We start from the raw sequence: 20,436 nt of genomic DNA on the forward strand, positions 1-20,436 counted from the left end.
ACGAAGTGGTTTCAAATCACAAGCGAAAATTGCCTAATTTCGCCTCATGATAAAAGAGCTCCAGCTTCGTATTACTTTGGAAGAAGAAAAGCAATCCGATATTCTTTTGAGGAAATCTGCTGATGCACTTAATATTCCTACTTCTGAAATTAGCGGAATTAAGGTGTCCAGAAAGTCTATTGACGCCCGGAAACCTCTTATCATTCTGAACTATAAAGTTTCCGTCTTTATTAATGAAGAAGTACCTGAAAATGTATCTTATGTTTTTGACTATAAAGATGTTTCAAAAGCAAAACCCATTCATATTATCGGTTTTGGCCCGGCAGGAATGTATGCAGCATTGCGGTGCATAGAGCTAGGGTTTAAGCCTGTTGTATTAGAGCGTGGCAAAAATGTTCAAGATCGTAGAAGAGACTTAAAAGCCATTAACCAGGACCATTTTGTGAATGAGGATTCTAACTATTGTTTTGGTGAAGGCGGCGCTGGCACTTATAGTGATGGCAAATTATACACCCGCAGTTTAAAGCGTGGAGATGTTAGAAAAATCTTTGAAAATTTAGTGTTTCATGGAGCTACAGACCAAATTTTGGTTGATGCACATCCTCATATCGGCACTAATAAATTACCTAAAGTTGTTCAAAACATAAGGGAAACTATTTTAAAATATGGTGGTGAAATTCATTTTGAATCACGTGTAACGGATTTCAAAATTAAGAATGATAAAATTGAAGCCATTCAGCTCAACAGTGGTGAAGAATTACCAGTAAACCGAGTCATTTTGGCTACTGGGCATTCGGCCAGGGATATATTTTACTTGCTTAACGATAAAGGCATTTCTCTTGAAGCGAAATCCTTTGCAATGGGTGTACGCGTAGAACACCCTCAACATATTATAGATCGCATTCAATATCATTGTTCTGGAACTCGTGATCAATTATTACCTGCCGCCGCTTATAGTTTAGTAGAACAGGTCAATGACCGCGGGGTATATTCATTTTGCATGTGTCCCGGCGGGTTTATTGTTCCAGCTGCAACCGCCAATGGCGAAGTTGTAGTCAACGGAATGTCACCTTCAAAACGCAATAATCTGTTTGCCAATTCAGGTGTTGTCGTTGAAATCAATGCAGACAAAGACCTCTATAAATATGAAAAGTTTGGACCATTCAAAGGTTTGGAGTTTCAAAAAGATTTGGAACGATTGGCGTTTACCGCAGGTGGACGTAGCCAAGTAGCACCTGCACAACGTTTAACAGATTTTGTTGAAGGCAAACTTTCAGAAAGTTTGAATAGTACTTCTTATCAGCCTGGATTACAAACAGCACCATTACACTCTTTATTACCCAAGCATATTGGTGGACGATTACGTAAAGGATTCAAAGCTTTTGGTGAAAAAATGAAGGGCTACTACACTGTTGAAGCTAATATTGTTGGTGTTGAATCCAGAACCTCATCACCTGTAAACATCCCTAGAAATAATCATTTGGCACACCCTGAACTATCAAATTTATTTCCATGTGGTGAAGGCGGCGGATATGCTGGAGGCATCGTATCGGCAGCAATGGATGGCGAACGTTGTGCAGAAGCCGCAGCAAATGGATTGTAAGTTTAATAATATTCTTATTTTTGCAACCTAAACTAGCACAGATGAACGCATATATTTTTCCAGGGCAAGGCGCACAATTTACAGGTATGGGCCTTGATCTTTATGAGCAGTCCAAATTAGCTCAAGAACTATTTGAACAAGCCAATCACATTTTAGGATTTTCCATCACAGATATTATGTTTGAAGGTTCTGCTGAAGATCTTAAGGAGACTAAAGTCACCCAACCTGCAATTTTTTTGCACTCTGTTATTTTAGCGAAAACACTGGGAAACAGTTTTAAACCAGATATGGTGGCTGGACACTCTTTAGGTGAGTTTTCAGCATTGGTGGCTAATGGCGCCTTAACGTTTGAAAACGGATTAAAACTGGTGTCACAACGTGCCTTAGCCATGCAAAAAGCCTGTGAAATCAAACCTAGTACTATGGCCGCTGTTTTAGGGCTTGATGACGATGTTGTAGAAAGGATATGTAAGTCAACCGAAGGCGTAGTTGTGGCCGCAAATTACAATTGCCCTGGTCAATTGGTGATTTCGGGTGAAATTGATGCCATAAATAGAGCTTGTGAAACTTTAAAAGAAGCTGGAGCACGACGTGCTCTTGTTCTACCAGTAGGTGGAGCATTTCATTCGCCTATGATGGAGCCTGCTCGGGAAGAACTAGCTGCTGCTATTGAAAACACCACATTCAATAAGCCTAGTTGTCCTATTTATCAAAATGTAACAGCTAGTGCTGTAAGTGATGAAACATCAATCAAAGCTAACTTAATTTCTCAATTAACCGCACCGGTTAGATGGACACAATCTGTACAACAAATGATTGCTGATGGTGCCAGCTTATTTACAGAAGTAGGACCAGGAAATGTACTTCAAGGTCTAGTTAAAAAAATTGACAGGGAAGCTCAAACAGCTTCTGCCTCCTTTGAAGGAAATTCATTATAAGCTATGCATCTATCTAGAAACTTAAGCATTATTTTGCTTATCGCAAGTAATATTGTTGTTGATCAAATTTCAAAATTTATTGTTAGGGCTAATGTTACTCCTTATCAGGAAAGTGAGATTCTTGGCTCCTATTTAACACTTAATAATGTAGAAAATACAGGGGCATTTTTAGGTATGGGAAGTGACCTCAATCCAACTATTAAGATTATCTTTTTATGGATTTTACCTGTTCTCGTTTTAAGTTATCTCATCTACTATATCTATAAAAATAAGCAAATGGACAACTACAGCTTTATAGCATTATGCTGTATTGCCGGTGGTGGAATTGCCAATGTTTTTGATAGAATAGCTTACGGATCAGTAACCGATTTCTTGCATATTGATCTAGGTGGAATTTTTAGAACGGGCATTTTCAACTTGGCCGACCTATCAGTTACCACTGGTATGTTCATTCTACTTTTTGGAAGTTTTATGAATAGGAAAAAACAAAACGAATAAAGGCTTATCTAGCCAGATTACATTCTTCGCAATCTTTGATTTCACCGTAATAGGTTTCTCTATATTTATGCAATGTTTTAAATGGAATATTTAAAAACTGCTTTTTAATATAAGTGACTTTGGTTTGTAACAAGCCCATTTTTGGAGTGAAGCGTTCTTCGGGTCTTGTTTGTCGTTTAATACTTATCAATTTCATTTTAAATCATTTATCATTAAGTGCAAAGAAACAAAGGATATAGACCAATCCCAAAAAAATCAGGTTAAATCCTTGTTAAGCTATTTGGTTTGAGTTATAAAAACTATTTTCTTCTAATTAAATAAATCTTAAACTTGCTAACAGAGACTTTTTATAATTTAATAGAAACTTATTGTTTATTATTCAATTTGATGAATTGATGTAATTATTTTATTATTTAGAGTCTATGTTAGTTATTAACATAGTGCATCAATTCTAATTGCTCAATTAATCAAAATAAAAATCCCCAAGAACTTAATTCTTGGGGATTTACACGATTATTAAAATCTTTATCTATTTTATAAAGCCATGGATTAATTTTGATCACCAGGACCTATATCAGGATTCGCATTAATTTCAGCTTGAGGAATCTTAAATATCCATTTATTATTGACAGAAGGCTTAGCTATCACAAATGCATCTTGGTAGAGAATAATAGATGCTCCAGAACCTCCATTGGCACCATGATCAATTCCTTCATCCCAACGGATATGATCTGTATAACCAAATCCTTCACCCCACAATTCTACTCGTCGCTGAAACTTAATCTGGGCCATCAATGCAGCTTGGGTAGCAAATGTAGTTGCATTAAATGCAGTATCACGTGCTCCACCTAATGCTTGAAGTGCCGCTTGAGCTCCAGGTATATCATTCATCATTGCTTTAGCTTCGGCTTCAATTAAATACATTTCAGATGTACGCATATAAATAATATCATCCGGATCTATGGTTCCTGGGTTTTTTTGCAACATTTTAACATGCATATAAGGATGAGTGTTATGACCAGATGTCATCCCATATTGGGATCTGATAGCATTTCTTGCTGCAGTCCACTGCGCTTGAGTGGTATATAGCGGGTTGGTGTTATTGGCCCAACCACCTTGACCATTAGCGGCAGATGCATTAGAGTTTGGTGCGTCCTTTAAGAATACATCTTTTCTATAATCTGTACTAGGAATAGCATCCACCAATCGTCTATCAGCGATTTTAGGGTTTGATCTATTTTGGCTACCATTAAACGTGTTACACATCAAGTAGAAATAAGAGCGGAAAAATGTAGTTTCAGTTCCAATCACATTACTACCCCAAATTACTTCAGGTAAACTGTTAGAATTGAATCCAGATTTCCAATCTGCTTCACCCATAATAGGAAAACCTTGCCGAGCAGCAATAGCCGAAGTTGCAGCAGTTTGCCAATCTCCTTTGGATAATGCCCAACGTGCTTTAATCCCATGAGCTACATTAATGTTCAGTTGAGATTTAGTTTCTGGACCTCCTGTTGACCTTGGAGCTGCATTTTGGAAAGCGGTTATAGCTGCATCCAAATCTTTACCTATCTGGTCATAAACTTGTTGCACAGTTCCTCTAGGCCCGGTAGTTTGTGGTTCTAAAATCACTGGAACACCTGGATCTGTAGAAGGATTACCTATTAAATATCCTTTACTGTAGTGTTGAACCAATGAAAGTAATGCAAAGGCCCTGTAAGTTAAAGCTTGCCCCTTAATGGCACGTAAAGTGGGAGTGTCTATCAAATTACCTTCATCAATTCTTTTAATTATTAAGTTAGCATGAAGAATGATATTATAGCGATGATACCATAAGATCTCATTGGTTAATGAGGTTTCTATAATATGGTCGTTCCATTGCATATTATCTCTCCATCCTAAATTATTGGCATCAGCAGAATGGATTATACCACCTGTTAGGTTATCACCTTGTGGCACCCACCAATGATCATTAGCTCTTGCTGTATTTCCACCTGGAAAAATAGTTTGAGATTGTGAATACATTCCACGGTGGATTCCGTTCAGAACATTTTGCATGCTTGCTTCGTCAGCTAATGCTACAGCAGGCCCAACGGAGTCTGTGGGAGCTGTTTCTAAAAAGTCGTCTTGACAAGACGTCATAGTAATAATGAGTATTACTAATGACAATTTTTTTATTTTACTTAACATATTTTTTTTTTTTAAAATCCAACATTAATACCCAAAGAATAAATTCTGGCTGGGCTAAAATCATTACCCGCTGGTGTACCCGCCAAATTGAATTGCGGGTCAAGCCCTTTCCTTTTACTGTTCAAGTATAAATTCTCACCAGTTAAAGATAGCCTTAAATTATCAAGACCAAGCTTTTCGGTAATATTTTTATCTAATGAATAGCCAAGGCTAACGTTTCTTAAAGACCAAAATGTAGCGTCGGTCAAGAATCTCGTAGACTGAGATTGAACTAGCGCTTGGTCCCCAACTTCAAGTCTTGGAACATCTGTGATATCACCAGGTTGTCTCCAAGCATTTAGGATATCGGGATGTAGAGAACCGCCAATACTGCGGCTTGACATCATGCCTGAATAGCCATTATCCAAAATCTTGCCGCCGATGCCATAAGTAACTAAAACGTCTAAAGAAAAGCCCTTGTATTTAATGCTGTTCGCAACAGAACCCAACAGGTCTGGTATCGATGAGTCTCCTGTGTAGGCCCTTTGAGTATCTTGCCAATCATTGGTGGTTTCCTGATTGCCACTACCATCTAAAACGGGTACGCTTTCACCATTTTCGTCATCCTCAAAAACATAGTAAAGCTGGTCACCTGTAGCAGGATCTACACCAGCGGTATGGTACAAGAAGAAATCAAAGCGGGAATGTCCTTCTGCCCAACGCTTAGAACCATTTATAAAAGGCTCCGGAATAAAAGTAATCTCATTTTTAAGCGTGGAAGCCTGTAATATAATATCCCATTTAAAATCATTATTATTAACAGCATGAGTTGTTAAACTAAATTCCCATCCTGAATTATACATATCCCCAATATTGTTTGGTTGTACATTGATACCCACACTGGGAGCAATTGGAAGATCATATAATAAATCGGATGAGTTTCTTTTATAGTACTCTACAGAGCCATCAAACAAGTTATCAAACAAACTGAATTCTAAAGCAACATCAAAATTTTCAATGGTCTCCCAAACTAATAGGTCATTACCTAAATCTGACAAAAGATATGCAGGAGCGGTAGCGTTAGAAGTTATCCCAAACCTTGCTTGATACAAATAGAAATCACCTAAATCGTCATTTCCAACCTCACCATAAGACCCTCTTAATTTTAATCGATCTATAAAGGACACATTATCCATAAAACTCTCTTTATGTATATTCCATGACGCACCTACAGAGTAAAATGTGCCCCATCTTGAATCTGAACTAAAAACAGAAGTACCATCTCGTCTAACTGAACCACTTAAATAATATTTACCATCGTAGTTATAATTTATTCTAGACAAATAACTTTCAATACGCTTGTCAGTTATTACACCACCAATACGAACCGGATTTGAAAAGTTGTCAAATACTTCTAAACCGGGTACTGTTTCAATAGTTGCCAAAGCGTTGAAATTTGAAAAATTTCGATCAAAACTTTCATGCCCTGCCAAGATTTCAACGTTGTGTAAGCCAAAGCTTTTATTGTAAGTAAAGATTTGGTTGAAGTTTTCAACTTGCCTTCTAAATCGAGTTTCACTAAACCTACCATCAGGTTGAGCGTCACCAATGATGGCATTTTCATATTCTTTTTCAAGTCCATCTTGGATATCTCTACCATAAGTTACCCTTAAATTAAGACCTTCTAAAATTTTTACATCTGTATAGAACCTAAACCCATAGGTATTGTCCAAATCACTTTCTTTATTTAGAAGAAGCTCTTGCAGTGCATGACGTCCTTGATTACGAGGTCTTGTTCCAATGTTATATTGAGGATAACCAAAACCGTTATCGAACACTGGATTTCCAAAATCATCTCGTACAATGTTTCCTTGCTGGTCATTAACATAAACAGGATATATTTGACCTATTGCCTGTGCAAAGCCAAATGGGTTAACAATACTACCAGTACCTGCAGAGCTAGGGCCTCTAGCCTCAGTAAGCGTAATGTTTGCACTACCTCCAAATTTAATTGACTCACTGATATCAAAATCTGCATTTAAACGCGTGGTTAAACGATTAAAATCGGATGTAACGACAAATCCTTCCTCGTCTAAATAAGAAGCAGAAAAGAACACTTTGTGATTATCACCACCACCAGATACATTAACATTATAATTTGTTCTTATGCCAGTTTGCTCCATAAAATCAAACCAATCTAATGTTTGATATACAACTTGAGCATTGGGGTTTAATCTACCATCTAGGCCAACAATTTGGTTGTTTGGTACATTAAAAGGATTATATGCTAGTTGACTGTAAATATTGGCAGAGGCATAAGCAGGATCACCACCTGCTGCAGTAGTATTTCTCAATGCTTCCCAAAATGTTTCATAATATTGACCAGGAGTCACCCTATCATAAACTGGAATTCCTCTTGAAACAAAACCTGTTTGAACCGAGGCACTTGCCTTGATCGCTCCTTTTGTTCCACTTTTAGTTGTTATTATAACAACTCCGTTAGCCGCCCTTGATCCGTATAAGGATGTGGAGGCTGCATCTTTAAGAATAGTAAATGAAGCGATATCTTCTTGGTTTATGGCGTTTAGTGAACCTTCATATTGAATACCATCAACTATGAATAAAGGGTCTGTGTCACCGTTAAGTGTACCTACACCACGAATTACTATGCTGGGAGAAGAACCTGGTTGCCCATTTGTAGAAGTAAATTGCACACCAGTAGCTCTACCTTCGATAGCAGCAATGGCCGAAGTTACATTCCTTAACTCCAAATCCTCTGACCCCACGACACTAGCTGAACCAGTGAAGGCTTCTCTGGTAGTTGTTCCATAGGCAACAACTACAACTTCATCCAAAGTATTGTCAGTCTCCAAAGCAACATTTACTGTACTTGAAGCCCCAACTACAATTTCGGCGTTCCTTGTGCCAACATAGGAAAACACAAGTGTTTCACCAACATTAACACTAATGGAATAATTTCCATCAAAATCGGACTGAACCCCTCTCGAGGTTCCTTTAACAATAACATTTACCCCTGGCAACGGCAAACCGTCAACAGCAGAAGTAACTGTTCCTGATACAGTTTTCTGTTGTGCAAAAGAAAACTGCATAACAAACGCCAGTGCAAGCGTTGTTAACCATGTAATTTTTAATTTCATAAATAATTAGTATTTGAGTTAATCTATACAATATACAAAAAAGGAAGGCAGCAATTAATTTTTTAAAGACTAATTCAAAAGATTGCTAACTAAATATGAAACCAAAGTTTAGCGAAACTTTAGTGAAGTGTAAAGCGCATTGTCCACCTTACCTTTTTGCAATTGTAGTACGAAGTTGACAAATAAAGAAAGTAAAGCAGTAAAACCCGATAATTATTTACTTATCCCGACCTAAATTTACTTCGGATTGACCAAACCGTGGCTTTTGAAAGATTCAATATACTGCGTAGGTGTTAACGCTTTAGATTTTTTGAAGGCCTTATTAAAAGTTACCTTATTATTAAAGCCAACCTCATATGCAACATCAATGATAGTTAAACTCCCATGAGTATTTTCAACAAGTAAACCGACCGCTTCTTCTATTCTAAACTTATTAACAAGTTCGAAGAAATTCATGTTGAAATGTTCATTAATAATTTGAGAAGTGTTATGTCGAGTTGTGTTTAATTTTTCCGATAGTACTTCAAGATTTAGATTACTATCTCTGTATATTTTCTCCTCAGAAAATAATCTTATTAATTCTTCCTTTAATTCGGTAGATAAAGACTCTGTTAATCCAGATTTGACATACTTTGGAACTAATTTGTCATTGTTTACGGCAAAGAAATGATTATAGCTGAATATTTGTGGCTTCAAATAAGCCATTTGAGCAATATATAAAACCATAAACGACATGGCTAACATCTGAGAATGATAGACAAATTCAGATCCTACTGGAATAATTCCTCCTACAGAAAAACCATAGAGACCATAAGAAACCATATAAATTATATGTAAGAAATAAAGGCTCCGTTTCCATTTGTTTAATTCATCCTCCCTAGTATTATCGCTAATTTCATATCTATTTTTAAAGTACAGCTTGCCAATAAAATAACCATAAATTATATAAGATGATATTTTTGGAATAAATACTATATAGAAAAAGTTCTGTTTAGAATATAAGTCACTTAAATTAAACATGACTTTAAGTTTTTCCTCTCCTGACAGTGCATAAAATGGCAAGAGTATTGAAAGCAATATTGCCGGTGCCAATAAATGGAGAACATCATGGAGTTTAAACTTATGACACCCCGTTATTCGTCTAAAATAAAAATACAACAGCGGTCCATAAAACAACGCTATTGATGACGACATTATATACGTATGTGGATATAAATATCTAATATTAGAGCAGTACAATGACCACTCCAAAATAAATAGAGTATGCACCAAAACAAAACCTCCAATCAATAAATTGGAAACTCTATCTGTACTCTTTTTTAAATTTATTATGACCGCGAAGAAAACGCCAATAAAAACAATATAGAAGTAAATAAATAATAGTGGATTCCATTTAACCAAATATTTATTCTTTAAAATCTGATACTCTGACGTTTCTATAATTTGATTATAGGAATCTTTATTAAGTATTTCAACATCTGCTGAATTGGCAATATACTTTTCAGTATACTTTAACGCACTTTCTGATCTTTTAAGTTCTGCACTAATTAATCCTAGATTTTTAAAAATCTCTACAGAATCTTTTGGATTGGCCTTAAGTTTGACTTCATAATTCTCAAAAGCTTTTAATAGCGTATTCAAACGTAAAGATTCCTGCTGAGGAATAACATTTTCTATATCAAACATTGTTAAAACAGGGTCAACAGAAGCCGTTACATTAGCGGGCAACAAGATTGCATAAACAACAAGTATGATTTTTATTAAGCCTTGCATTCTTTGAATGAATTAGTCTTTAAATTAAGAATTGACTAGATTCTAAAAGCAAATTAGAGATAAAAACCTTAACAATGTCTTAATAAATTCATAAGGATTTCTTAAAATAGCACTTCCCGACAATAGTTTACCTTATATAAATCCAGAATCTGCTCTAAATATTCCTGGGTAACCACGAAATATTTTAGTGAAATTAGCAAAAAACTAAAAAGAATTGATAAAAAAGAAATGTTAAACTTAATCGAGTGTCGTTTGCCAAAGCCAGGCAGATCTCATAGCATCTTCCATGGTCAATTCTGCCTTCCATCCTAATTCTCTATTTGACTTTGAAGTATCAGCAAAAGCTTGTACAACATCACCCATGCGTCGAGGTGCTATTTTAAAGTTGAGTTTCTCACCACTTGCCTTTTCGAATGCTTTAATGACTTCCAACACAGAACTTCCTTTGCCTGTACCAATATTAAAGACTTCATAATTGGTCTCATTTCTAGCTTCAATTAATCTTTGAAGGGCAACTACATGGGCTTTTGCGAGATCAACAACATGAATATAGTCTCTTATACATGTGCCATCTGGTGTTGGATAATCATCCCCAAAAACAGACAATTCTTTCCTTAATCCTGCGGCAGTTTGAGTGATAAATGGGACCAAATTTTGCGGTACTCCAAGTGGTAATTCTCCAATCTTTGCACTTTCATGTGCTCCAACTGGGTTAAAGTAACGTAGGGAAATTGCTTTTAATTTGGGCTCTACCTTGGCTACATCTCTAATAATCTCTTCTCCTATTTGTTTAGTATTTCCGTAAGGTGATTCTGCTTCTTTAACAGGCGCGCTCTCAAGAATTGGCAATTCATCTGCTTGTCCGTAGACGGTGCAAGACGAACTAAAAATGAAATTGGAAACATCTAAATTCACAACTTCTTTAAGCATATAAATCAATGTATTAAGATTATTCTCATAATACATTAATGGCTTTTCTACACTTTCACCAACAGCTTTACTCGCTGCAAAATGAATAACGCCAACAATATCCTTATGCTTATTAAAAAAAGTCTTGACGTCTTGCTTTTCCTTTAAATCTAGTTTTTCAAACTCGGGGGATTTCCCTGTAATTGAGGTTATGCCTTCTAAAACTTTAATACTAGAATTGGACAGGTCATCAATTATTACCACATCATATCCCACATTTTGCAATTCAACCACAGTATGTGATCCTATAAAGCCCAAACCTCCCGTAACTAATACTTTCATTATCTATTTATAAAATTGATTATAGTTGACGAGATATATTCAATTTGGTCATCATCAAGCTCTGTGTGCATTGGTAAGGAAATAACTTCTTTAACAAGTTGATTGGTTACGACAAAATCTTCTTCCTTGTACCTCTCATCTTTATAAGCCTTTTGCAAGTGAAGCGGAATTGGGTAATAGACTCCGCAAGGTATACCCTTCTCATTTAAATGACTTACAAGTGCATCTCTGTCACTATTTACTAGTTTTAAAGTATATTGATGGAACACGTGACAATCACATGTTTCACAAAGTTCATTACAACTTGAGCAACCAGAAGGTGTGATAATTTTATCTTGTCCTTCAAGAGCTTTGGTATATTTTATTGCAGCTTGGCGTCTTAATTTATTGTAAGTGTCTAAATACTTAAGTTTAATATCTAAAATGGCCGCTTGAATAGAATCTAACCTTGAATTAACCCCAACTACATCATGATGATATCTCACATACATTCCATGGTTTACAATTCCTCGAATGGTATGTGCCAAATCATCGTCGTTAGTAAATATAGCTCCACCGTCACCGTAGCAGCCAAGATTTTTAGATGGAAAAAACGAGGTTGAAGCCACATGACCGATAGTCCCTGCTTTGGCTTTTGTACCATCGCTATAAGTATAATCAGCTCCAATAGCTTGAGCATTATCTTCAATCACATACAAGTTATTGTCTTTAGCGATTTCCATTATAGCCTCCATATTGGCACATTGTCCAAATAAATGCACAGGAACAATTGCTTTCGTTTTAGGAGTGATTGCCCTTTTAATAGCATCCACATCAATATTGAAACTTATTGGGTCTACATCCACCAATACCGGCGTTAATTGTAACAACGCAATAACCTCAACCGTTGCAGCAAAGGTAAAATCAGCAGTGATAACTTCATCTCCCGGCTTAAGTCCAAGACCCATCATGGCAATCTGCAGAGCATCAGTACCATTAGCGCAAGGAATCACATGCTTGACCCCTAAATAATTCTCAAGATTTTTTTGAAATTCGTGTACTTTAGGGCCATTGATAAATGCCGTAGTATCAAGAACGTCTAATATGGAACGGTCAACTTCTTGTTTAATTTTACTATATTGACCTTTAAGGTCGACCATTTGAATTTTTTTCATTGGATTACATTAGGCGTTAGTTGAATATATAACGGTTACAAATAAGAAGCGAAATTACAAAATTCAATAGTGGCAACCAATGAAAATATGGCAAAGAACTGTATTTTAGCACAAACTAAATTTCATTGGACTTTATTTACAATATCGCCGTTTACATTGCCCGTTTTCATTTGAAAATCATTGCTCAATTTAATCCAAAATTAAAATTGGGGGTTGTTGGTCGATCTGAAGCCTTCAATAAATTAAGTGCCATCATAAAAGATGATGATAAAGTAATGTGGTTTCATTGTGCATCACTTGGCGAATATGAGCAAGGGCTCCCAGTGTTTAAAGTGTTACGTGAGCGCTACTCTGATTTCAAAATTGTTTTATCCTTTTTTTCACCGTCTGGCTATGAAGTCAGGAAAAATACTCCAATTGCTGATGTTGTGGTATACCTTCCTTTGGATACCAAAAAAAATGCAAGACGATTTTTGGATATAACACATCCTAACTTCAGCGTTTTTGTGAAGTATGATATTTGGCCTAATTATTTGCTAGAACTAAAAAGACGGAATTTAAGAGCCATATTAATTTCGGCAGCGTTTAGGCCCAATCAATCCTATTTTAAGTTTTATGGCTCAAGAATGCGTAGAGCGCTGTCCGCTTTTGAGCATATTTTTGTACAAAACAAGAATTCAAAAAACTTATTGAAAGATATTAATATTCACAATGTAACTCTTTCAGGAGATACTAGATACGATAGGGTTTACCAACAACTTGAGCAAAACAATACCCTTGACTTTATTGATGAATTCAAACAAAATAAAACCTGTGTTGTTATTGGAAGTTCATGGCCTGAAGATGAAAAGCTGTTAGTTAAATACATTAACAATCGTTCTGATGAACGTGTAAAATATATTATTGCTCCACATAATATCAAAGCAGGTCAAATTGAAACTTTAAAACAATCGCTGAATGTTGACACAGCTCTATTTTCGGAAAAATCGAACGTAGTGTTAAAAAATTGTTCTGTTTTCATTATTAACACCATCGGACTATTAAGTAAAATTTATAGTTATGCTGATATAGCATACGTTGGAGGGGCTATGGGAACTACAGGCCTTCATAATATTTTAGAGCCAGCAGTTTTTGGAACACCAATAATTATAGGAAAGCATTACAACAAATTTCCTGAAGCCAACCAAATGATCGAAGAAGCTGGTGTGAGAAGTATTAGTACTTACAACGAACTAGAAAACACACTTGATCAACTCCTTAACGATAAGACATTAGCAAAACAGTTAGGCGTCTTTAATCGCAATTTCATTAATAAGAATAAAGGCGCAGTCATCCAAATCACAGATTACATCCGTATATAAAGTATTGTTTATTAACACTAAAACTATTACAATGAAAAAATTACTATTAAGTTTAGCTTTATTATGTGCTCTGGCGATTTCTTTTACATCGTGTAGAGAAACTAAAGAAAAAACTATTATCGTAGAAGACAAAACTGAAGGGGCTTTAGAAAGAGCTGGTAAAGCTGTTGATGAAGCTGTTGAAGAAACCAAAGAAGCTGGTGAAGCTATTGAAAAAGCTGCAGAAGAGATTGGTGATGACAACTAATCGCCTAGCATATTAAATAAAAAAAGCTCTGTTATAACAGAGCTTTTTTTATACTATGAATTAAAAGATTTCATCTGGATCTTTTAAAACGTTGAGATCGGAAATAAACTTTGGTTTTAGTAAGGATAGTCCATATTGATAGGATGCATTCATCCATCCAAAGCCTTCTTGCGTAATATATTCAAAATCAGTGCCCACATTACCATACTCCGCGAAGACTTTGTGAGTTGCAGCAACCACATCGTACTTTTCTGGAATAGTACCATTATAATCAACCGCATTTTGGGTAATCATATATAACCATCTGTAAATTAACTCCTGAGCCACATCTTCATAACCGTAATTAAACAATCCTTTCCAAATCATCATTTGATGCGGTGCCCAACCATTAGGATAATCCCATTGACGAGCAGGTCGATCTGGAGAAATATCACCACGACTTTCTTTATCACAACCTGCAATACCTCCTTTCTCTTTTAAAAGCGGAATCGCATTTTGTATTAAAAGTTTTGCTTGTTTTTCCGAACACAAGTTTGCCCAAAGTGATGCCAAAGTTGAAGCTGCCACAAAACTAGATTGTGACTGCGTAACGACATTGTAATCAAAATAAAGTCCTTTAGATTCATTCCACAAATAGATATCAACTGCCTTTTGTCTTGCTTCTGCCTTTTGTTGCCAATAATCAGTAGTAAACGATTCAAATTGACCATCAAACTCGTTTTCAATAAGTTCGTAAAAATCAGTTTCATACTTATAAAGCATGGCATTGAGTTCTACTAAATTTAAATCAGCGCAATTGCCTTCAATGCGATATGACGTATCATGACCTGATTCGCGAACCGTACGGTCATGAATAAAATACTGATCGAGTTCTGGATTTTTAATCTCCCCAGAATCATATTTAATTATATAGTCTTCAACTGAAAGCTTTAGTGCATCAGCAAAGGGTTTTAATATGGCATCAAAATGTCCTTTTTCACATTCAGGAGGCATCCCAATACCTTGAGCTAAATAACGATTCAAACCATTTTCTGTCAACCTTTTTCCTTCAACCATCCAGACGGTTTCATATTCTTTTATTGCCGTTTTTAAATGACTTTTTAGCCAATTTTTATCCTTACTTACCTCATAAATTTCTCTGATTAAGCTTGAATAAAAAGGCGGCTGTGTTCGGGTTAAATAATACGATCGATTGGCATTGAGGATTTTTCCGTAATATTCAATTTCATACTGAAAATTATCGGCCATAGCTTTTGCCAAGTCGACCTTGCCATCAATCAACAATCCAACAGATTCAAAATAGCTGTCCCAACCATACATTTCATTGAACCTTCCTCCAGGAACCACAAAGGGCACACCTTTTAGACCTTGATCTGTCTTTTCAAGTTTTAAAGACAAAATACCTGGCTTATCGTTTATGGATTTGACATATTGCGGCGTAACTTCTTGAGGAAGCTGAATGGTTTCAACGGGTAATATGCGTTCTAATTTTTTATAATATTGAAGTGCTACTTCATCTCTAAAAGGAACATAAACTCTTAACTTACTTGATGCAAGTGTTTCATTTTTGGTGTCATGGATTAGTTTTTCAATTCCTTCTAAATCCATAGTGCGAGTGAGACCTTCCCAAAAATAATCCTTGATCATTCTCGACACGCGAGTTGCTGGCAATTCTTCTATATGCTGTATTGGAATTTCAGCGACTTCGTGGCCATTATTTTTAGCAATAACCAATTCCTGCAATAAATTAGAAAGGTGATAAGTACCTTCAACTTTATAGTCTTCATTGGAAATTGATTTGATAGTGAAAACTTTCGGGCCCTTGTCCTCGATGGTTATTTTTTTATCACCATCGGTGTCTTCCTGATCCAAAAGAAGTTTTAATGTATGTGCAATATCTAAACAAAATATCATGATTCAACTTTAGTCTTGATGATAGTCATGTGTAAAATCCAAATTATAATAAAAATAGCCGTTATTGGTATTAAGGAAAAGTAAAATGCTGTGGTACCACTATAGGCTTCAAAAACATGGCCTGTAATTATCGATCCAGTAGTTCCTCCAAGGGCAGAAAAAACCACAATCAACCCTGACATTGAACTATGCATATGCTTTGGTAGTGCTGATAGTATGGTCGAATTTAATGTTGGATAAATTGGTGCTAAAAACAATCCCATGAGCGGCATTAAGTACACCACCATAGGTGCTTTTAGCCATGATATTTTATCACCTAAAACCACATTATTGGCTAAAGGAAGCGCAATTAACACAATAATGGCAACAATAATTAAACACACACTCAATACATAAATCCATTTAATGCGGCTTAAGACGATCCCTGCTGAAAAGCGTCCAATCATAAAAGCCCCCGCCAATACTGCGCCTGCTTGTATAGCCATACTTGCTGGCGCATTTAAAATGCCTTCATAAAATGTTGGAAACCATGTTTGAAAACTTTGTTCAATCAACACGTATAAAAAAATGCTGGCAATAAAAATGAGAATCAATGGCTTAAAAGCTATTAACAGCATTTCTTTAAAATCTTCTGAAAAAGTTCGTTTCTCAATTTTAGCTGCACTTTCATCTAAAGGAGACACTAGCAATACAAAAAAAGCAAGTAAAGATATCCCGCCCATTAACCAGTACATATTTAACCATGACTGGGATTTAGGATTGTGGTCATCGATAAATAAACTAAATATAATATTACCTAATAAAATGCCAGCCATAAATATGCCTTCCAAAATTCCCATAAAACTGCCATGCTCTTTTTCGTTTTTTGTGATTAATCCAATAGTGGCAAATACAGAAACTTTTATAAGAGCAAACGATACACCAATTGAAGCAAAAAGCAATTTAAAATACCAAAACTCACTCGAAAATGGGGTTAACCAACAAAACAGCGTTACAATTAGCAAACCAATTAGCATGGAGCGTTTCAACCCGATTTTGGGTAAAAAAGAAGCCAAAATAAATGAGGCAATCGCAATTGGAAAATCTTTAAACCCTTCCAAAACACTGGCACTAGACTTACTTACATCAAAGGTTCGCTGTACTTGTAGAATTACTGTCCCGACACTATTGAGTAAAAAAGCAAAGACAAAATAATTGAGAAATAGCGAAAATTTTATACCTAGTTTTTTCATATCATTTGATTATTAGATTCTTTGAGTCGCATTGCCAAAATAGCTGCAATTACAAAAAACACTCCTGCAAATAGCATGGCATTAATCGCATTTCCACCTAATAGGTACTTAAATATAGGTCCAAACGTAAGGGTTTCAATTCCCATAGGGATGACAATCATCATATTTAAAATACCCATATATACGCCGCGTTTGCTTTGAGGCACTATTTTAGAAACCATGGTATAAGGAATTCCCATCATAGCGGCCCAACCTATACCAAATAAAACCATTGGTATTAAAACGAGAGTTGGATCAGAAATATAGGTAATAGAGAATAAGGCAATAGCTGTACCTACTAAACTTAAGGCATACACTTTTTTACCCCCAAACCGAAGTGTTAGAGGTACTAACGCAAGTGCAACAATCATTGTAACCGTATTGTAAGTTAAACTCATTTTAGCAGCTTGTGACGCTGCTTCTGATGTGGTATAACCCATGGTAAGTTTAAATAAAGGTGTTGTAAATTGCCAATAGATAAACAGTGCATACCACTGAAATAAATATACTGCACTTATTTTCCACATAAATTTTGGCATGTGTTTTATGGCTTCTATTATTTCTAAAAAAGGTTCAGTAATACGTTGCCCTAATTTTAATGCTTTTATTCTATTTATTTCAGCCATTTCTTCATCTGAAGGTGGAATTTCAGGGGTTTTTAAAACCGACCATAATATGGTTGTTAAAGAAAGAAAAGCGCCTATAAAAAATGAATAATACAACCATTGAGGAATTGTTCCTGCTTCTTCTACAGATTCTCCTCCAAACAAATATTGAAATAACACAATAGAACCATTAGCTAATAAAATCCCCGCACCCACAAAAAGGCTTTGCATTTGAAATCCAAGACTTAATTGTTTTTCTGGCAATTTATCACCCACAAAAGCTCTATAAGGCTCCATAGCCATGTTATTACCAACATCTAAAATCCACAACAAACCCACGGCAAACCATAGTACCGGACTGTAAGGAAAGGCGAATAAACATAAACTACCTAGTAAAGCACCTATTAGAAAATAGGGCTTGCGCCTTCCCCAACGATTAGACCAGGTCTTATCTGACATAGCACCAATTATTGGTTGAACTAGCAAACCAGTTACTGGACCTGCAATATTTAATATGGGGAGCATGTCTTCTGGCGCTCCTAAATACAAAAATATGGGATTGATTGCTGTTTGTTGTAACCCAAAACTATATTGGATTCCTAAAAAGCCAACATTCATGTTTAGAATTTGCCAAAATGATAATCTTGGTTTAATTGCTTTCATATATAGCTAATATTAGTTTAACGATAAAATAACGCCTTTAAATTCTCCAAATCTATTACCATCATAATCTTTGAAACTTTGAGAATAAATTTGATACAGAATATCTTCTTTCCACCAAGATTTTGAGATCTCACGTTTAACTGAAGCTGTTGTCTTATCATTTTTACCGCTCATAACAAGGTAAAGCGTTAATAGGAACGTCGTTATAGTTTTCATCATTAGCTTTAATATTGAACGTGGTATTGCTAATTTCACCATTTTTTCAATGAATTAGAGTGTTTAAATCTTCAAATAAGGTTTGATATGCACGAAATCGTTTTCGATGCGGAGTAAAATCAGATTTAATTGATGCTTAAGAAGCCGATAATCCTTAAAACTGGATTTTTTGAAAAATTTAAACTTTATTTACTTTTGGGCAATTCCATACTTAATCTCATTAACAGGAAGTAGAACCTTTAAGGTAAACCATTTTAATTAGGAGCTTTAAGATTAAAATGCTCAACCACATGCTTTCCTAGATCACGCCCTTGTTTAAGCCCTAAATCAATTGCTGCTCTATAATGAATTCCGCCATATAAGCGGCTTAATGCCGCTTCGCTTGAAGCTTGGTTAAATGAGTTAAACGAGCGAATTGGCAATCCAAAAGGTAACTCGGTATCATCGTCAAATGCAAAATCATCTCCAAAAATGGCTGTTAAAACGGCCGAAGCAGCTCCTGAAACCACCGAATGTCCACTAGAATATTCAGGAAAAGGCGGTGTTTGTAAAATTGGCAACCAATCTGGATCGATGTTTTGATTGATCACTGTTTCGGGTCTTACCAAATTACTTCTATATTTTTCGTCCCAACAACTAATAAAACCATCGGCAATGGCTATTGATGTTTTGGTATAAGCATTTACTGTTTCTTCAATATTTGAATTAGTTTTTCTCGTTGCAATTTTCGTGATACCAATCCAATGTGCACCGGGAGAAATCTTTTTGGTTGCGAACATAAAATGACCCCGTGTTACAGAAACATAGGGGTTACAATCCCAAAACCTTGCTATTTCTATTTCTTCAGAATCATCTCCTTTTTCAGTAATCGCCTTGCTCACATTATATACTTCCATTAATTCTTTATAAAATTCTGAATCTTTATCCATTGAAAACGCAGGAGGAGGAGCTGGTTTAAATTGCTGTGCAGAGTCTAATGTAAAGGGTCTAATTTTATTCCAATGCGGTTCAATTCCATCAATATACGATGGAGGTGTTGGCTGCCAACGTGAAGGATCATCAGTATCTACCGTAAATTTAGCCATGGTTCTGGTCTGGTTATAATTATCCTTACTCATCCACACTTTTATGTGATCAACAACATTCATCGCATAAGTCTTGGTTTGCTCAAATTCTTCGGTGTTAGTTTTTTCCCATTGCATATACAAACTATCTTGAAGGGTTTTAAATCGTTCTTCCGAAAAAATTAATGCCTTACTCAATTCCATATGCGCCATTAAAGCTGCTAAATCTATATTGATTTTTTGATTTACATCTGCTTTTGGTATAGGTACAAACTCGTTAAGCTTATCTGAAATTGAACTGAATTCAGAGCTCTTTTGAGCTAATATTTCATATGCAGCAATATTTGGATATACAAAAATCCTGCTAGCCACTGGGGGTGAAAAAATATCGTGAATCATGATTTCCACAACCTTATCTACTGATTGATGAAAATGTTCAGGTGTAATTTCAATTGACTCTGCAGGTTTTCCGCAGTTAAAAATAGTTGCAGTCAATAAGATTAAACCTACTTTTTTTATCACGTTTGGATTAAAATCTAAAAATTTCATTT

General features: G+C 35.7%; 16 protein-coding genes. 5 read left to right on the forward strand and 11 right to left on the reverse strand.

Features of this window, described 5'->3' with window-relative positions; all coding sequences use genetic code 11:
• The first annotated feature begins 46 nt into the window (after positions 1 to 46).
• The 3 genes from ACFO5O_RS08910 to lspA are packed head-to-tail and all read left to right on the forward strand — an operon-like array spanning position 47 to position 3,039.
• On the forward strand, positions 47 to 1,603 hold the full coding sequence (locus ACFO5O_RS08910) for an NAD(P)/FAD-dependent oxidoreductase (RefSeq protein WP_387962952.1): 1,557 nt from the start codon (positions 47 to 49) through the stop codon (positions 1,601 to 1,603).
• A 41-nt stretch (positions 1,604 to 1,644) separates the two neighbouring features.
• Positions 1,645 to 2,541: an ACP S-malonyltransferase gene (gene fabD, locus ACFO5O_RS08915; RefSeq protein ID WP_387962954.1), complete on the forward strand. Its 897-nt coding sequence runs from the start codon at positions 1,645 to 1,647 to the stop codon at positions 2,539 to 2,541.
• A 3-nt stretch (positions 2,542 to 2,544) separates the two neighbouring features.
• Complete coding sequence (lspA, locus tag ACFO5O_RS08920; RefSeq protein ID WP_387962956.1) at positions 2,545 to 3,039, forward strand: signal peptidase II; 495 nt, start codon at positions 2,545 to 2,547, stop codon at positions 3,037 to 3,039.
• 4 nt (positions 3,040 to 3,043) lie between these two features.
• Here the strand turns inward: lspA and ACFO5O_RS08925 are convergent, their stop codons facing one another.
• The 6 genes from ACFO5O_RS08925 to ACFO5O_RS08950 all read right to left on the reverse strand — a co-directional run bounded on the left by ACFO5O_RS08925 (position 3,044) and on the right by ACFO5O_RS08950 (position 12,544).
• On the reverse strand, positions 3,044 to 3,235 hold the full coding sequence (locus tag ACFO5O_RS08925; protein ID WP_387962957.1) for a hypothetical protein: 192 nt from the start codon (positions 3,233 to 3,235) through the stop codon (positions 3,044 to 3,046).
• A gap of 353 nt (positions 3,236 to 3,588) precedes the next feature.
• Positions 3,589 to 5,229: a RagB/SusD family nutrient uptake outer membrane protein gene (locus ACFO5O_RS08930; RefSeq protein WP_387962959.1), complete on the reverse strand. Its 1,641-nt coding sequence runs from the start codon at positions 5,227 to 5,229 to the stop codon at positions 3,589 to 3,591.
• Positions 5,230 to 5,240: 11 nt separating this feature from the next.
• Positions 5,241 to 8,366 carry a SusC/RagA family TonB-linked outer membrane protein gene (locus ACFO5O_RS08935; RefSeq protein ID WP_387962961.1) on the reverse strand — a complete coding sequence of 1,042 codons (3,126 nt, stop codon included), beginning with the start codon at positions 8,364 to 8,366 and terminating at the stop codon, positions 5,241 to 5,243.
• 237 nt (positions 8,367 to 8,603) lie between these two features.
• Positions 8,604 to 10,139, reverse strand: coding sequence for a helix-turn-helix domain-containing protein (locus tag ACFO5O_RS08940; protein WP_387962963.1), 1,536 nt, complete (start codon positions 10,137 to 10,139; stop codon positions 8,604 to 8,606).
• 237 nt (positions 10,140 to 10,376) lie between these two features.
• A complete protein-coding gene (gene galE / locus ACFO5O_RS08945; RefSeq protein WP_387962965.1) occupies positions 10,377 to 11,390 on the reverse strand; it encodes a UDP-glucose 4-epimerase GalE in 1,014 nt (337 codons plus the stop codon).
• Positions 11,390 to 12,544: a DegT/DnrJ/EryC1/StrS family aminotransferase gene (locus ACFO5O_RS08950; RefSeq protein WP_387962967.1), complete on the reverse strand. Its 1,155-nt coding sequence runs from the start codon at positions 12,542 to 12,544 to the stop codon at positions 11,390 to 11,392. The genes galE and ACFO5O_RS08950 overlap by 1 nt, the downstream gene beginning before the upstream one ends.
• Positions 12,545 to 12,669: 125 nt before the next feature.
• Here ACFO5O_RS08950 and ACFO5O_RS08955 point away from each other — a divergent pair, with 125 nt between their 5' ends.
• Both ACFO5O_RS08955 and ACFO5O_RS08960 read left to right on the forward strand, forming a co-directional pair.
• The gene (locus ACFO5O_RS08955; RefSeq protein ID WP_387962969.1) at positions 12,670 to 13,905 is read left to right on the forward strand and encodes a 3-deoxy-D-manno-octulosonic acid transferase; all 1,236 of its coding nucleotides are present in this window, start codon (positions 12,670 to 12,672) and stop codon (positions 13,903 to 13,905) included.
• Positions 13,906 to 13,936: 31 nt separating this feature from the next.
• On the forward strand, positions 13,937 to 14,152 hold the full coding sequence (locus tag ACFO5O_RS08960) for a hypothetical protein (protein WP_387962971.1): 216 nt from the start codon (positions 13,937 to 13,939) through the stop codon (positions 14,150 to 14,152).
• Between the two features lie 60 nt (positions 14,153 to 14,212).
• Here ACFO5O_RS08960 and ACFO5O_RS08965 read toward each other — a convergent pair whose 3' ends face one another.
• The 5 genes from ACFO5O_RS08965 to ACFO5O_RS08985 form a co-directional block, all read right to left on the reverse strand.
• Positions 14,213 to 16,066: a trehalase family glycosidase gene (locus tag ACFO5O_RS08965; protein WP_387962973.1), complete on the reverse strand. Its 1,854-nt coding sequence runs from the start codon at positions 16,064 to 16,066 to the stop codon at positions 14,213 to 14,215.
• Complete coding sequence (locus tag ACFO5O_RS08970; RefSeq protein ID WP_387962975.1) at positions 16,063 to 17,298, reverse strand: MFS transporter; 1,236 nt, start codon at positions 17,296 to 17,298, stop codon at positions 16,063 to 16,065. The genes ACFO5O_RS08965 and ACFO5O_RS08970 overlap by 4 nt, the downstream gene beginning before the upstream one ends.
• Entirely contained in the window at positions 17,295 to 18,605 is a 1,311-nt protein-coding gene (locus tag ACFO5O_RS08975) for an MFS transporter (protein WP_387962977.1), read from the reverse strand. Before ACFO5O_RS08975 ends, ACFO5O_RS08970 begins: the two co-directional genes overlap by 4 nt.
• Before the next feature lie 12 nt (positions 18,606 to 18,617).
• Positions 18,618 to 18,824 (reverse strand): hypothetical protein, encoded by a 207-nt coding sequence (locus ACFO5O_RS08980; RefSeq protein ID WP_387962979.1) that lies wholly within the window; start codon positions 18,822 to 18,824, stop codon positions 18,618 to 18,620.
• A gap of 251 nt (positions 18,825 to 19,075) precedes the next feature.
• Positions 19,076 to 20,434 (reverse strand): vanadium-dependent haloperoxidase, encoded by a 1,359-nt coding sequence (locus tag ACFO5O_RS08985; protein WP_387962981.1) that lies wholly within the window; start codon positions 20,432 to 20,434, stop codon positions 19,076 to 19,078.
• Positions 20,435 to 20,436 lie beyond the last annotated feature (2 nt).

The sequence above is a fragment of the Geojedonia litorea genome (assembly GCF_042654525.1).
Lineage (GTDB): Bacteria > Bacteroidota > Bacteroidia > Flavobacteriales > Flavobacteriaceae > Geojedonia > Geojedonia litorea.